The following is a 13,181-nucleotide window of genomic DNA, read 5'->3' as shown; positions in this document are numbered from 1 at the left end:
TATGCGGTTGGCCCTTCACCCCGGTTAGAAGGGGACTTGATAAACGCTTTGCCCTTCGCCACGCAATCGCTTCGAAATGAAGCAAGCCGATCCTGCCTTTCCCGAATGGCGCGTGTCGCCAGAGCCGGTGCCTTACGCGCAGGCGCTGGCCGAGCAGGAGGCGCGCGCGGCGGCCATTCGTGCAGGCTCGGCGGATGAACTCATCTGGCTGCTCGAACATCCGCCCGTCTACACCGCCGGCACCAGCGCCGACCCGGCGGAAGTGCTCGATCCGCGTTTCGAAGTGGTCGAAACCGGGCGCGGCGGGCGGCACACCTATCACGGGCCGGGCCAGCGGGTGACCTATGTGCTCCTCGACCTTGACCGGCGCGGGCGCGATGTGCGCCGGTTCGTCCACGCGCTGGAAGGCTGGGTGATCGCTACGCTGGGCACCTTTGCCGTGGAAAGCTGGGCGGTGCCCGACCGCGTGGGCATCTGGACGCGCGATGTGGACGGAAGCGAGGCCAAGATCGGCGCGATCGGGGTGCGTGTGCGCCGCTGGGTGACACTGCATGGCCTTGCGGTAAACCTTGCGCCCGACCTGTCGCATTTCGGCGGGATCGTGCCCTGCGGCATTGCCGAATACGGCGTGACCAGCCTGGAAAAGCTGGGCATCGCGCTTGCGCCGGGGGCGTGGGATGAGGCATTGCGGGGCACAAGCGGCGCGTTTCTGGCCGCGCTGGAGGATTAACCGATGCCGCCGTTCCGCCGTCTCGCACTTGCTCCGCTCGCCCCCTTGCTGGCACTGGCTGCCTGCGGTGACGGTGCTGCGCCCGTCACAGAGGCTGGCAGCAGTTCGGGCGAAGTGCTGCCGGGATCGATCAGCGATGCCATGCTGCCGATCGACAGCACGCGCAGCGAACCGCCACTGATCGAAGACACGCCCACCGCCCCAGCCACCGGGCCCGCAGGCGCGGCGCCCGCGCAGGCACCAGAAGATATGTCCGAGGCGGAGCCGGAAAGCGCCGCAGACTAGCCAGGCGGTCTGGCAATCAGCCTGCGCTGCCCAGTATCCGCCGCGCCCAATCCAGATGCGGCTTTTCCACCATGCGCCCGTCCAGCGGCAAGGCGCCCGCGCCCGGATTGGCGGCAAACAGATCGGCAATGGCCTGCGCCTGTTCGACCTGTTCGGGCGTAGGGGTAAAGGCGGCATTGATGAATGGCACCTGATCCGGATGAATCGCCAGCATACCGGCAAAGCCATCGGCGCAGGACGCCTCGGCAATCGCCTTCAGCGCAGACAAATCCCGGTAATCGGCATGGATTGTGTCAATCGGCGGCAGATTGCGGCTGCGCGCGGCGAGCAGCACTTGCGCGCGCACCATGCGGAACACATCGGTCCATTGCCCGGCTGTGTCGCGTTTGCGCGCGGCACCGATGGCGCTGGCCAGATCCTCCGCGCCCCACGTCAGGCCCGCGAGGCGCGGCAATTCCTCCCTTGCGTAATCCGGGATGCTGAGAGCCGAAAGCGGCGTTTCGCCCAGTTGCGGCAGGATGCGAGTGGAGCCGGAGGGGATGGCGTTGCGCTGCTCCTGCTCGTAAATCTCGGCGGCCAGAATGCGCAGTTGATCCGGCCCCGCCACCTTGGGCACCATGATGCCATCGGGCTGGCCCTGCATCACCGCGAGCAGATCATCGCGCCACAAATGGCTGCTGAGCGAATTGATGCGGACAAACCGGCCAAACCTGCCGCCGGCGATAACCTGCCGGCTGTGCGCGCCCAGCCACCGCGCCGCAAGGTCACGCGCGGCAGGCTTGGCGGGAAGCGCGACGGCATCCTCCAGATCCACCACGACAATATCCGCGCCCACGCTTGGCGCCTTGGCCAGCTTCGCCTCGCTGTCACCCGGCACGAACAGCCAGGAACGGGTTTTCATTGGCAGGGTCCTCTCCCAAAGTGCCTTAACCGGCTGGCGCTTAGAGGCAAGGCGTTGGAAACACGTGGACGGACAGGGTTAAGCGCGGGGTAGGGGCGCAAGCGCAGGTAGGAAGACTGTCGTTTACCGCGCCCCCAGATCGCCCTTGCCCACGGTGCCGCTGGCCATGTCCAGCATCCGGTCGAGGCTCTGCTTGGCTTTGAGGCGCAAGGATTCCTCAATCTCGATGCGCGGTTCCAGATCGCGCAGCGCGGTGTAGAGTTTCTCCAGCGTGTTGAGCGCCATATAGGGGCAGATATTGCAGTTGCAGTTGCCGTCCGCGCCCGGTGCGCCGATGAAGGTTTTTTCGGGCAGCGCCTTTTCCATTTGGTGGATGATGTGCGGCTCGGTCGCCACGATCAGGGTGTCGCCGGGGAAGGTCTTGGCAAAATTGAGGATGCCGCTGGTCGAGCCGACATAATCGGCATGGTCGATGATATGCGGCGGACATTCGGGGTGCGCGGCGACGGGCGCATCGGGATGTTCGGCCTTCAGCTTCAGCAATTCACGCTCGCTGAAGGCCTCGTGCACGATGCACACGCCCGGCCACAGCAGCATCTCGCGGTTGAACTTGCGCGAAAGGTAACCGCCCAGATGCCGGTCCGGCCCGAAGATGATCTTCTGATCCGCCGGGATCTGCGACAGGATCGTTTCTGCGGATGAACTGGTGACGATGATGTCGGACAGCGCCTTCACCTCGGTCGAGCAGTTGATGTAGGTCAGCGCGATGTGATCGGGGTGGCGTTCGCGGAAGGCGGCGAACTTTTCGGGCGGGCAGCTGTCTTCCAGCGAACAGCCGGCTTCCATGTCGGGCAGCACCACGATCTTGTCGGGTGAGAGGATCTTGGCGGTTTCGGCCATGAACTTGACCCCGCAAAAGGCGATCACATCAGCATCGGTTTCGGCCGCCTTGCGGCTCAATTCCAGCGAATCGCCAACAAAATCGGCCAGATCCTGCAATTCGGGGCGCTGGTAATAATGCGCCAGGATCACCGCGTTGCGTTCCTTGCGCAGGCGGTTGATCTCCGCGATCAGATCGGTGCCGACGGGGTTGGGGGACTGGACGCTCATCTCGGGTTCCTTGCCTGTGTGCCCGCCATATAGCGCGCCCGGCGCCGATTGCATTACCGCTTTGGGGCCGGATACCATTTGTCCGTGTCAAGGCGAACCAGCCCGCGCCGTTCCAGATCGAGGAGGTGGGCGTGCACGCTTTGCGCGGCCGCGGGCCAGAGATATTCGGCCACGCCCTTGTACATCACCGGAACCAGCGCGGCGATGGAGCGCGGTTCTTCGGTGAGCAGCTTCACGATCTGCCGCTCGCGCATCAGGCGGTGGCCGATCATGCCGCGCACAAGCTGACGGGGCTTGGTCACCGCCGGGCCATGCGCGGGGTAATAGATGCGGTCGTCGCGGGCGTAGACCTTGTCGAGGCTGGCCATGTAATCGGCCATGTCGCCATCGGGCGGGACAACGACGCTGGTGGACCAGGCCATCACATGATCGCCGGTGAACAGCGCGGAACTTTCCTCCAGAGCATAGCACAAATGGTTGGAGGTATGGCCGGGGGTGGCGACAGCGGTGAGAGTCCAGCCGGGGCCGCACACCTGCTCGCCATCGGCCAGCACCCTGTCGGGCGAATAGCCCTTGTCGAACGGAGCATCGACGCGCGGCGCGTCGCTTTCGATATGCAGGGGCGCGCAGCCGATAATGGGCGCGCCCGTAATCCGGGCCAGCGGTGCAGCGGCGGGGGAGTGGTCGCGGTGCGTATGGGTGCACATGATCGCCATCACCGGCCGTCCTGCAATCGCGGCCTCAAGCGCAGCCAGATGCGAAGGGTCGTCCGGGCCGGGGTCGATCACTGCCAGCCCTTCCCCTGATCCGACAAGATAGGTTTGCGTGCCGGTAAAGGTGAAAGGCGAACCGTTGGGCGCCAGCACGCGCGCCACCAGCGGTTCCACCTGATCGGCAAGACCCGTAGGCCAGGGTTGCGGGGGCAGCGACATGGGCAAGCCCCTAGCCCGGTCGGGGCACAAGAGTCACCCCTCCCGCTTGCGGGAGGGGCAAGGGGTGGGCATGAAGCGAGCGCGGCATTGCGGTTCGGCCCACCCCCGGCCCCTCCCGCAAGCGGGAGGGAAGATCGATGACCCAAAAGCTGATCCTTGTCCTAGACGAAGGCACCACTTCCACCCGCGCCATGCTGTTCGACAGGGCAGGCACGGTGCAGGGCGTGGCGCAGCGCGATTTGACGCAGCACTATCCGGCTGCCGGGTGGGTGGAGCATGACGCGAACGAGATATGGACGCGCACGCTCGCCTGCGCGCTCGACATGGCAGGGCAGGCGGGCGGCGCCCGAAATATCGCCTCCATCGGCATTACCAACCAGCGCGAAACCGTGGTGGCGTGGGACCGTTTGAGCGGAGAGCCGCTTGCGCCCGCGATCGTGTGGCAGGACCGGCGCACGGGCGAGGCGTGCGCGGCGCTGAAGGCGGCAGGCCACGAAGCGGCGGTGCAGGCAAAGACGGGGCTTCTGCTCGACCCCTATTTCTCCGCCACCAAGATGCGCTGGCTGATCGACAATGTGCCTGCCGTGGCTGATGCTGCGCGCGAAGGGCGGCTGGCTCTGGGCACGGTGGAAAGCTGGCTGGTGTTCAAGCTGACCGGGGGCCAAGCGCATATCACCGATGCGACCAATGCCAGCCGCACCCTGCTGCTGGCGCTGGACGGCGCGGATTGGGACGAGGAACTGCTCGCCCTGTTCGGCGTGCCGCGCGCCTGTCTGCCAGCCTTGTGCGACAATGCGGGCGCACTGGCGACCACGGCGCCGCATTTGCTGGGGGCGCCCGTGCCAATCTGCGGCATGGCAGGCGATCAGCAGGCGGCCACGATCGGGCAGGCCTGCCTTTCTCCCGGCGAGACCAAGGCGACCTATGGCACCGGTGCCTTTGTGCTGGCGAATATGGGCCATACCGTGCCGCGCTCCGCGCACCGCCTGCTGGGCACGGTGTTGTGGCAGCTTGGCGGCCAGCGCACCTATGCGCTGGAAGGGTCGGTTTTCGTCGCCGGATCGCTCATCAAATGGCTGCGTGACAGCCTGGGGGTGATTTCCAGCGCAGCCGAGACCGAGGCGCTCGCGCGATCTGTGCCCGACAATGGCGGTGTGGCGCTGGTGCCCGCACATTCGGGCCTTGGCGCGCCGCATTGGCAACCCGATGCGCGCGGGCTGATCACCGGGCTGACGCTGGGCAGCACGAAGGCGCATCTGGTGCGCGCCGGGCTGGAAGCGATGGCGCACCAGACGGCAGACCTTGCCGCGGCCTTTGCCGCCGATGGCGCGCAGTGGTCGTGCCTGAAGGTCGATGGCGGCATGGTGGCGAATGATTGGATGGTGCAGGACATTGCCGACATCCTCGATCTGCCGGTGATCCGCCCGGCGCTGGCCGAAACCACGGCGCTGGGCGCAGCCATGCTGGCTGCAGTGGGGGCGGGCATTCACGCCAGCCTGCCCGATGCCGCTGCCGCGATGCGTGGTGAGGCGGAACGCTTCATGCCGCAAATGGACGGTGGCACGCGCGCGGCGCGAAATGCGCATTGGCGGGCAGCGCTCAGCCGGATCTAGCGGCTAGAGGCCCTGCACGGCCTGACCCAGCCGCTGGCGAAGGCGGTGCACGGCGGCGGGCTGCATGGTGAATCGGCTTTGCCAAGCCTGATCCAGCCGTTCGATCCGCGCATAGAAGCGCCGCGTGCGCAGAACCAGATCCTGCAGCGGGAGCGGAAGCAGTGCGAAATGTTCCGGTTCGCTTTCGGGCTGGGCGGGCGGCAGGCGGCCATGGCGGCGCAGCTGAAATTCGGACAATTCGCCGGCAAAATAGGCGCGATGATTAAGCAGCCAGGCCAGCGCGTGCATCATTCGCGTGGTGGTGCGCAGCGCTTCGCAGGACAAGGCAATGCGCGCCACTTGCGGGTCGCCGCTCAAGGCGTCGAGCCGTCCCGACAGGTCGAACGCGGCGCGCGCTTCATCCGCCAGCGCCAGCGCATCGCCGTAAAGCGCATCCACGATGGCGGGGCTGATGTCGGCTGGCTCTCCCATAGTTCGATCGCTAGCCTGCGCGGGGCCCTTTCGCCAGTGGTGCAAGACGCAATTCCCCAGATCGAATTGGGTTGTCCCGCCGCGAAACGCTTTGGCGCGAGGCTTCGCGCCCGCGTATCAGGCGATAATGTCGGGCGTGAGGTAATCTTCAAGCAGCGCGATCTGATCCTTCAGCGCCAGCTTGCGCTTCTTCAGGCGCGCGATCTGCAACTGGTCGCCGCTGCCGGTTTCGCTGAGCGCAGCGATGGCGGCGTCAAGATCGCGGTGTTCGACCTTGAGTTGGGTCAGCCGCTTGCGCATTTCCTGTTCGGTCAAGCTGCCATCCCTCATGTGTTTGCGCGTCGTAGGGCCGCATTCTTTCCGGCCCGTCAATGCAACGCCTCGTAGCAGGCCTGCATTGCTGATCTAGGGCTTCTGTGATTTGATGACAATTGCGCGGCTCGTGAACGAGTTGCGAGTCGCGTTTGTGTTCGCTGAGGGTGCCTTTCCCGAAGGTGCCCCTACGACAGGAGAACGCCCATGGAACATTCGCATATCGCTTCCCTTCAGGCCAAGCATGAAGGGCTGGAACGCCGTCTCAAGGAGGAGATGAGCCGACCTGCGCCCGATATGTCGATGATCCAGAAGCTCAAGAAGCAGAAGCTCCGCCTGAAGGAGGAGATTTCGTTCCAGTGATGGCCTTCTGGGCATTGGATTGACCGGCGGCGGCGGCGGTCAGGGTCGGCGGAACAGCCGCGCCCTCTCCGCCTCCGCCAGACCGGGCAAGCCGCCCTGCAAGATGTTCCTGCCCGATTGCCCTGCCGGATTGCCGGCCTGATTGCCGGCCTGATTGAATGACATCGGTGCTATCCCCTTGCCGCAACCCGTTTCCAAAGGCTGCGTAATGCTATAGGCCTTGCTGCCATGCCAGGAGCCGCCGCAGCCGCCAGATCGATCCTTACCCGCCTGCACGAAGTGATGGCCGCGCGCAGCCATGCGCAGGCCAAGCTGAACCAGGTGGTGGAGATCATCGGTGATGCCTTGGATAGCGAGGTGTGCTCGGTCTATCTGCTGCGCGAAGGGATGCTCGAACTCTTCGCCACGCGCGGCCTGAACCAGAGCGCGGTTCACGTCACCCGGCTGGGCATTGGCGAGGGGCTGACGGGCACGATTGCGGCCAATATCGAAACGCTGAACCTGGATGAGGCCGCCACGCATCCCGAATTCCAGTACCGCCCCGAAACGGGCGAGGAAAAGTTCCACTCCTTTGCCGGTGTTCCCATCGTACGGCGCGAGCGGGCGATCGGCGTGCTGACCGTGCAGCACGTGGAGCCGCGCCGGTATGAAGATGTCGAACTGGAAGCCCTGCAAACCGTCGCCATGGTGCTGGCTGAACTGATCCACAATGCCGGGCTGGTGGACGAGGAGGATCTGGGCCAGCGATCAGGGGCGCAAAGCGGGCAGCAGGTGATTGCCGGGCTGGGTCTGGTGAAAGGTCTGGGGCTGGGCAAGGCGGTGTTCCACCAGCCGCGCGTGCATATCGAACAGACCATGGCCGACGATATCGAGGCCGAACGCCAGCGCGTCTACCTCGCCTTTGACAAGATGCGCGAGCAGATCGATCAGATGGCGGGGCAGGCCGATTTCGGTACCGGGGGCGAGCACGAGGAGGTGCTCGAAACCTACAAGATGTTTGCCTACGACGAAGGCTGGAGCCGCCGCATCAACGAGGCGATCGACAGCGGGCTGACGGCCGAAGCCGCGATCGAGCGCGTGCAGCAACGCACCCGTCAGCGGATGCGCGAGATTTCGGATCCGCTGCTGGCCGACCGGATGCACGATCTGGAGGATCTGTCCAACCGTCTGCTGCGCATTGTGTCGGGCCAATTGGGCACGGCGGCCAGCATGGGCCTGCAAGGTGATACGGTGCTGATCGCCAAGAACCTCGGCCCGGCTGAACTCCTCGAATATGACAAGCGCCGCCTGAAAGGCGTGGTGCTCGAAGAAGGCAGTCTGACTGCCCATGTGGTGATCGTGGCGCGCGCGATGGGCGTGCCGGTGATCGGACGTGTGCGCAATGTACGCGGCCTGGTGCGCGAAGGCGATACGGTATTGGTGGATGGCGATGCCGCCTCGGTCACGCTGCGCCCGGCACAGGGTGTGCTCGATTCCTTCGAAACGCGGCTCGCGGCGCGCAAGCAGAGGCTGGCCGAATACGCCAAGCTGCGCGATGTCGAACCCTTCACCCGCGATGGCGAGCGGATCGAGGTGATGATGAATGCGGGCCTGCGCGACGATGTGGCGATGCTGGGCGTGACCGGCGCCGATGGCATCGGCCTTTACCGCACGGAATTCCAGTTTCTCGTCTCGGCGCAATTGCCGCAGCGTGACCGACAGACACGCCTCTACCGCGATGTGCTGGAAGCGGCAGGCGACAAGCGCGTGATCTTCCGCACGGTCGATATCGGCGGGGACAAATCGTTGCCTTATCTCGCCAGCGATACCAGCCGCGAGGACGAAAACCCGGCGATGGGCTGGCGCGCGCTGCGTCTGGCGATGGAACGCGGCGGGCTGATGAAAAGCCAGGCGCGCGCCTTGCTGGAAGCGGCGGCGGGGCGCGAACTCAACGTGATGTTTCCGATGGTGAGCGAACCGTGGGAGTTTGACGAAGCGCGGGCGGTGTTCCAGCACCAGCTCGATTTCCTGCGCAAGCAGCGGCGCAAATTGCCCAGCGCCATTCGCTATGGCGTGATGCTGGAAGTGCCTTCGCTGGCCGAGACGCTCGACCTGTTGCTGCCGCGCATTTCCTTCATCTCGATCGGCACCAACGATCTGACGCAGTTCCTGTTTGCGGCGGACCGGGCCAATCCGGCGCTGGCCGAACGCTATGACTGGCTCAGCCCGGCGATCCTGCGCTTTTTGAAGCGGGTGGTGGTGAATTGTTCGGGCTGGCCGGTGCATCTGGGCGTGTGCGGCGAAATGGGCGGGCGGCGGCTGGAAGCGCTGGCGCTGATCGGGCTGGGCATCCGCCGCCTGTCGATCACGCCGGCCGCTGTCGGCCCGATAAAGGCGCTGGCCCGGCAGGTGGATGCCCGCGAAATTGCCGAGGCGATGAACGGCTGGCTCGCCAATCCGCCGCCCTCGATGCGCGCCAGCCTGCAGGCCTGGGCGGAGGAACGCGGCATCGACGTGGAATAGGCGCAGAATAACGGCGTTCTGGCGTCACTGTCCTTGACTTGTCATGCCTCAGCCGCATTGTGGCGCGCAAAGCTGCGGGGCCCGTTTTGGGACGGGGACTGCGCCAGGGGTCGGCGGGAAATTGATGACCGAACAGATTGAAATGCCTGAAGAGTCGTTGGTGCCCAAGGGCACTGGCGCGCAATTGCGTCTGGCGCGCGAGAAGATGGGTCTCAGCATCGCGCAGATGGCCGAACGCACGCGTATCCCGCAGCGGCAGATTATGGCGATCGAGGCGGGCAATCTGTCCGCGCTGCCCGGCCGCGCCTATGCCGTGGGGTTTGCCCGCACGATGGCGCGCGAATCCGGGCTGGACGAGGAAGCGATTGTCGCCGCAGTCCGGGTGGAACTCGACCAACTCGGCCCCAGCGAACGCGACCAGCGCCAGACATATGAGCCGGGCGATCCCGCGCGCGCGCCGTCCGGGCAGCTGGTGTGGATTTCAGCGATTGCGGTGGTCGTATTGCTGGCGGGCCTGTTCATGGCCGCGCGCGTGCTGTTTGCGCCCGCCGCGCAATTGCCCTCGCTTGTCGACGAGCAGGTGGAGGCGGGACAGTCTGGCGGGGCCGATGCCGCTGCCCCGGCCATGGCAGATGCATCGGGAGCGGTTACCTTCACGGCCAGGGATACGGTCTGGGTGCGCTTTTCCAACAGCGACGGCACGCGTTTGATGGAAGGCGAACTGGCTGCCGGGCAAAGCTACACCGTGCCAGCCGATGCCAGCGGGCCGCGGATCCTGACCGGGCGGCCCGATCTGCTTGAGGTGACAGTGGGCGGGCGGGCGGTGCCGCCCTTGTCCACTCTGCCGCAAACGGTAAGCAATGTGCCGGTTGACGCTGCATCGCTGCTGGCCCGCGCCGCGCCCCCCGCCGCAAGCGTCAGCCCGGCGGCGGTTCCGCCAGCGACGCAGGCCGCGGCCAGCCGCCGGCCGACAGCACCATCCGCCCCGCGCACTGCGGGAACGGCAACCGCAATCCCTGCCGACACGCCTACCGCATCGCCTGAGATTGCCCCGGCGCCCGAACGCGATGCCGGCGGGGCCCAGGAATCGCCGGCGCAATAGACGTTTAGGTAAAGCCCGCAGGGGATTTCGTCCTCGCGCACCTCCCCGCGGCGTGGTTAATCCGCTATTCGGTTGGCAACTGGCAAATGGGGAATAGGGGGCCTGCCCATGCAGCAGCAGGCGGCCCTTGTGAAAGGAAGGATTGGGATGGCTCGCACAATGGCATTCTGGCGCGGATCAGGAACGGCGGTGACCGCATCGCTGATGGCAGTGGGGCTGGCGCTGGGAACGGTGCCGCAAGCTGCGTGGGCGCAAAGCCAGCCCTCGGCCGACCAGCGTCTGCAAAGCATTGAACGCCAGCTGCGTGCCTTGCAGCGGGCGGTCTTTCCCGGCGGTGACCAGCGCTTTTTCGAAGCCGAGATCACCGCGCCTTCGGCCAATGCGCCCACGCCTTCGGCCAATGCGCCCACGCCCGGCGCGCTGACCGGGGTGCTTGACCGGCTGGAAGCGATCGAACTGCAACTGGCCCGGATGACCGAGGCGACCGAGATCAATCAGAACGCGCTGATGCAAATGGAAACCCGCCTGGCTGCGCTGGAGCAACGCGCCGCATCGGCCCCTGTGGCGCAGGCCTTGCCGACGCTGCCGGCCCCTTCGGCCAGCGCTTCGGCCAGCGCTTCGGGCGGTGCGGCAAGCGGTGCGGTTACAGCGCCCGCCGCCGCTGCCGCCGCTGCGCCCGCTGCCGCAGCCCCGGCACCCAGTGCCGAGCGGCTGGCGCGGGTGCAGGCCGTGCTCAAGCCCGCCACCGCCGATCCGGGCGATGACGAATATGTCTATGGCTTCCGCCTGTGGGAAGCGCAGCTCTATCCGGAAGCGCAGCAGCAACTCGCGCTGTTCCTCGAACGTTACCCCAACCATCCGCGCGTCACCTTTGGCCGAAACCTGCTGGGCCGGGCCTATCTGGATGCGGGCGATCCGCGCCGCGCGGCTACCTTCTTCTTTGAAAACTACCAGGCGAACAAGCAGGCCGCCCGTGCGCCCGACAGCCTGCTGTTCCTGGCAGAGAGCATGATTGCGCTGAACGACACCAACCGCGCCTGCATCGCGCTGGCAGAGTTCGGGGAAACCTATCCCGCGCTTGCCACCGGGCGGCTGGCGCAGCAATATGACGCAGCGCGGGGCCGTGTCCGCTGCCAGTAAGGCCATCCCGGCCGAATTGGCGGGGCGATTCAAGGCGGCACTCGATCGGCTGAACGCTGGCGATGGCCGCATTGGCCTTGCGGTCAGCGGCGGGCCGGATTCTCTGGCGATGCTCTTGCTCGCCCACGCCGCCATTCCTGGCCGCTTTGCCGTGGCGACGGTCGATCATGGCTTGCGCCCCGAAGCGACAGAGGAAGGTGCGCTGGTGGCGCAGGTTTGTGCCGTGCTTGGCATTGCCTGCGACATCCTGAGCGTCGATGTGGCGCCGGGCAATGTGCAGGCAGAGGCACGCCGCGCGCGATATGCCGCGCTGGAGGATTGGGCGGTTCGGCAGGGCCTTGCCGCCGTCGCCACCGCGCATCATGCCGATGATCAGGCCGAAACGCTGCTGATGCGCCTCAACCGGGGCAGCGGGCTTGCGGGACTGGCGGGCGTGCGTTCAACGGGTGCGATTGGCAATCTGCGCGTAATCCGCCCCTTGCTCGATTGGCGGCGTGCCGAGCTGGCGGCCATCTGCCGCCTCGCCGCCATCACCCCGGCGCAGGATCCCTCCAACAGCAATGCCGATTACGACCGTGTGCGCATAAGGCAGGAACTGGCGCGGGCCGACTGGCTCGATCCGCTGGCGCTGGCGCGCAGTGCACGCCTGCTGGCCGAGGCCGAGGCGTTTGTGGAGCAGACGGTCGAGGGCGATTGGCTCAACCGCGTTTCGTGCCAGGGACAGCAATGGCGCTTTGCCCCTTGCGTCAGCGCTTTTGCCAATGTCGAGATTGTGCGTCGCATCCTGCGCAGGCTGGGCGGGGAGGTCAGCCGCACTGATCTGGCGCGCATGGTGGAGCGCCTCGCGCAAGGTCAGAGCGCGTCCTTGGCAGGAGTGCTCGCCCGCGTGGAAAATGGCGCGTGGCTGTTCAGCCCCGAACCGCCGCGGAAATCGGGCTAGTTCCGTTGGCGAGCGGCGTGCCAATCCCGGCGCGCTGGCCGTTGGTGATGATCACCCGGTCGCCCACGCGGGCAATCGCGAACAGGCGGCTGGCAAATTCATCCGGCACCCCGATGCAGCCGTGGCTGGCATAGCCGCGCTCCACGGTTGAGCCGCCGTGGATCGCGATCCCGTCCCAAGTCAGGCGCAGCGTCCAGGGCATGGGGGCGTTGTTGTATTTTTCCGATACGTTGTGGCGTTCCTTGGTCAGGATCGGGAAGCTGCCCACGGGCGTGGGATGTTCGGGCGTGCCCAGCATCGCGGCCGCTGCGCCGATTTCATACCCGTTGCGGAAAACGCTGATGACGCGCGCTTGCAAGTCCACCGTGACAACCAGCGGCCCGGCAGGCACGCCTTCATCGTCCCAGTGCCATTCGCCGTAGCGGATCGGGCCGTCGATCGGCAGCACGCGCTTGATGACGAATGGGTTGTCGGCATCGTAAGCAGGCGCCTGTTGCACCACGGGTTCGGAGACAAAGGCGGGTATTTGCGCATGGCGCGCATCGGCGGTGAAATCGATCCCCTCAGCCGCACCCGCCAGCGGCGCTTCCTCGCCCAGCACATCTTCGGCCGCGAGCCAGCTTGCTGTCTCCCGCTCGGTATCGCCTGCGATCAGCGCGTTGCCGCCAAACACGAGCGTGCCGATCATCACCAGCACCACCAGGGTCGTTCCCCCGATCCATTTCACGATTGCGTCCATGGGCGTGATTATGCGCCCGATCTGCCGATAATCCAACGGCT

General features: G+C 66.0%; 15 protein-coding genes. 8 read left to right on the top strand and 7 right to left on the bottom strand.

The features are described from left to right. Positions 1-76 precede the first annotated feature (76 nt). Positions 77-730, top strand: a complete 654-nt coding sequence (gene lipB, locus WFP44_RS14190) for a lipoyl(octanoyl) transferase LipB (protein WP_336927268.1) — start codon at positions 77-79, stop codon at positions 728-730. A gap of 3 nt (positions 731-733) precedes the next feature. After that, positions 734-1,015, top strand: coding sequence for a hypothetical protein (locus tag WFP44_RS14185; RefSeq protein ID WP_336927267.1), 282 nt, complete (start codon positions 734-736; stop codon positions 1,013-1,015). A 16-nt stretch (positions 1,016-1,031) separates the two neighbouring features. On the opposite strand, the gene WFP44_RS14180 is transcribed toward WFP44_RS14185, so the two are convergent. The 3 genes from WFP44_RS14180 to WFP44_RS14170 all read right to left on the bottom strand — a co-directional run bounded on the left by WFP44_RS14180 (position 1,032) and on the right by WFP44_RS14170 (position 3,958). Beyond that, positions 1,032-1,916: an HpcH/HpaI aldolase/citrate lyase family protein gene (locus tag WFP44_RS14180; protein ID WP_336927266.1), complete on the bottom strand. Its 885-nt coding sequence runs from the start codon at positions 1,914-1,916 to the stop codon at positions 1,032-1,034. Positions 1,917-2,039: 123 nt separating this feature from the next. After that, complete coding sequence (nadA, locus tag WFP44_RS14175) at positions 2,040-3,026, bottom strand: quinolinate synthase NadA (protein ID WP_336927265.1); 987 nt, start codon at positions 3,024-3,026, stop codon at positions 2,040-2,042. Between the two features lie 53 nt (positions 3,027-3,079). Beyond that, positions 3,080-3,958 carry an MBL fold metallo-hydrolase gene (locus WFP44_RS14170; RefSeq protein ID WP_336927264.1) on the bottom strand — a complete coding sequence of 293 codons (879 nt, stop codon included), beginning with the start codon at positions 3,956-3,958 and terminating at the stop codon, positions 3,080-3,082. A gap of 137 nt (positions 3,959-4,095) precedes the next feature. Between WFP44_RS14170 and glpK the strand changes: the two genes are divergently transcribed. Beyond that, the gene (glpK, locus tag WFP44_RS14165; protein ID WP_336927263.1) at positions 4,096-5,571 is read left to right on the top strand and encodes a glycerol kinase GlpK; all 1,476 of its coding nucleotides are present in this window, start codon (positions 4,096-4,098) and stop codon (positions 5,569-5,571) included. Positions 5,572-5,574: 3 nt separating this feature from the next. On the opposite strand, the gene WFP44_RS14160 is transcribed toward glpK, so the two are convergent. Together WFP44_RS14160 and WFP44_RS14155 are read right to left on the bottom strand one after the other, a co-directional pair. Then, positions 5,575-6,042: a DUF1465 family protein gene (locus WFP44_RS14160; protein ID WP_336927261.1), complete on the bottom strand. Its 468-nt coding sequence runs from the start codon at positions 6,040-6,042 to the stop codon at positions 5,575-5,577. Positions 6,043-6,159: 117 nt separating this feature from the next. Then, a complete protein-coding gene (locus tag WFP44_RS14155; protein ID WP_336917650.1) occupies positions 6,160-6,357 on the bottom strand; it encodes a YdcH family protein in 198 nt (65 codons plus the stop codon). A gap of 204 nt (positions 6,358-6,561) precedes the next feature. Here WFP44_RS14155 and WFP44_RS14150 point away from each other — a divergent pair, with 204 nt between their 5' ends. Beyond that, positions 6,562-6,717 (top strand): DUF465 domain-containing protein, encoded by a 156-nt coding sequence (locus WFP44_RS14150; protein WP_336927259.1) that lies wholly within the window; start codon positions 6,562-6,564, stop codon positions 6,715-6,717. Positions 6,718-6,756: 39 nt separating this feature from the next. Here the strand turns inward: WFP44_RS14150 and WFP44_RS14145 are convergent, their stop codons facing one another. Next, entirely contained in the window at positions 6,757-6,882 is a 126-nt protein-coding gene (locus WFP44_RS14145) for a hypothetical protein (RefSeq protein WP_336927258.1), read from the bottom strand. 63 nt (positions 6,883-6,945) lie between these two features. Between WFP44_RS14145 and ptsP the strand changes: the two genes are divergently transcribed. The 4 genes from ptsP (at position 6,946) to tilS (ending at position 12,401) form a co-directional block, all read left to right on the top strand. Further along, the gene (gene ptsP / locus WFP44_RS14140; protein WP_336927257.1) at positions 6,946-9,219 is read left to right on the top strand and encodes a phosphoenolpyruvate--protein phosphotransferase; all 2,274 of its coding nucleotides are present in this window, start codon (positions 6,946-6,948) and stop codon (positions 9,217-9,219) included. Positions 9,220-9,343: 124 nt separating this feature from the next. Beyond that, a complete protein-coding gene (locus WFP44_RS14135; protein WP_336927256.1) occupies positions 9,344-10,321 on the top strand; it encodes a helix-turn-helix domain-containing protein in 978 nt (325 codons plus the stop codon). Between the two features lie 147 nt (positions 10,322-10,468). Then, positions 10,469-11,461 (top strand): tetratricopeptide repeat protein, encoded by a 993-nt coding sequence (locus WFP44_RS14130; protein WP_336927254.1) that lies wholly within the window; start codon positions 10,469-10,471, stop codon positions 11,459-11,461. Further along, positions 11,427-12,401 carry a tRNA lysidine(34) synthetase TilS gene (gene tilS, locus WFP44_RS14125; protein ID WP_336927253.1) on the top strand — a complete coding sequence of 325 codons (975 nt, stop codon included), beginning with the start codon at positions 11,427-11,429 and terminating at the stop codon, positions 12,399-12,401. Before WFP44_RS14130 ends, tilS begins: the two co-directional genes overlap by 35 nt. Here tilS and WFP44_RS14120 read toward each other — a convergent pair. Further along, positions 12,370-13,140, bottom strand: coding sequence for a L,D-transpeptidase family protein (locus WFP44_RS14120; protein ID WP_336927252.1), 771 nt, complete (start codon positions 13,138-13,140; stop codon positions 12,370-12,372). The genes tilS and WFP44_RS14120 overlap by 32 nt on opposite strands. Positions 13,141-13,181 lie beyond the last annotated feature (41 nt).

This window comes from Alteraurantiacibacter palmitatis (assembly GCF_037154115.1).
GTDB lineage: Bacteria > Pseudomonadota > Alphaproteobacteria > Sphingomonadales > Sphingomonadaceae > Alteraurantiacibacter > Alteraurantiacibacter palmitatis.
Note: the sequence above shows the minus strand (reverse complement) of the source record. Positions and strands in the feature narration are given on the sequence as shown.

Excerpts from the sequence above, each read along its gene's own strand:
- lipB (WP_336927268.1), top strand. The coding sequence starts at position 77 with ATGAAGCAAGCCGATCCTGCCTTTCCCGAATGGCGCGTGTCGCCAGAG.
- WFP44_RS14185 (WP_336927267.1), top strand. The coding sequence starts at position 734 with ATGCCGCCGTTCCGCCGTCTCGCACTTGCTCCGCTCGCCCCCTTGCTG.
- WFP44_RS14180 (WP_336927266.1), bottom strand. The coding sequence starts at position 1,916 with ATGAAAACCCGTTCCTGGCTGTTCGTGCCGGGTGACAGCGAGGCGAAG.
- nadA (WP_336927265.1), bottom strand. The coding sequence starts at position 3,026 with ATGAGCGTCCAGTCCCCCAACCCCGTCGGCACCGATCTGATCGCGGAG.
- WFP44_RS14170 (WP_336927264.1), bottom strand. The coding sequence starts at position 3,958 with ATGTCGCTGCCCCCGCAACCCTGGCCTACGGGTCTTGCCGATCAGGTG.
- glpK (WP_336927263.1), top strand. The coding sequence starts at position 4,096 with ATGACCCAAAAGCTGATCCTTGTCCTAGACGAAGGCACCACTTCCACC.
- WFP44_RS14160 (WP_336927261.1), bottom strand. The coding sequence starts at position 6,042 with ATGGGAGAGCCAGCCGACATCAGCCCCGCCATCGTGGATGCGCTTTAC.
- WFP44_RS14150 (WP_336927259.1), top strand. The coding sequence starts at position 6,562 with ATGGAACATTCGCATATCGCTTCCCTTCAGGCCAAGCATGAAGGGCTG.
- WFP44_RS14145 (WP_336927258.1), bottom strand. The coding sequence starts at position 6,882 with ATGTCATTCAATCAGGCCGGCAATCAGGCCGGCAATCCGGCAGGGCAA.
- ptsP (WP_336927257.1), top strand. The coding sequence starts at position 6,946 with ATGCCAGGAGCCGCCGCAGCCGCCAGATCGATCCTTACCCGCCTGCAC.
- WFP44_RS14135 (WP_336927256.1), top strand. The coding sequence starts at position 9,344 with ATGACCGAACAGATTGAAATGCCTGAAGAGTCGTTGGTGCCCAAGGGC.
- WFP44_RS14130 (WP_336927254.1), top strand. The coding sequence starts at position 10,469 with ATGGCTCGCACAATGGCATTCTGGCGCGGATCAGGAACGGCGGTGACC.
- tilS (WP_336927253.1), top strand. The coding sequence starts at position 11,427 with ATGACGCAGCGCGGGGCCGTGTCCGCTGCCAGTAAGGCCATCCCGGCC.
- WFP44_RS14120 (WP_336927252.1), bottom strand. The coding sequence starts at position 13,140 with ATGGACGCAATCGTGAAATGGATCGGGGGAACGACCCTGGTGGTGCTG.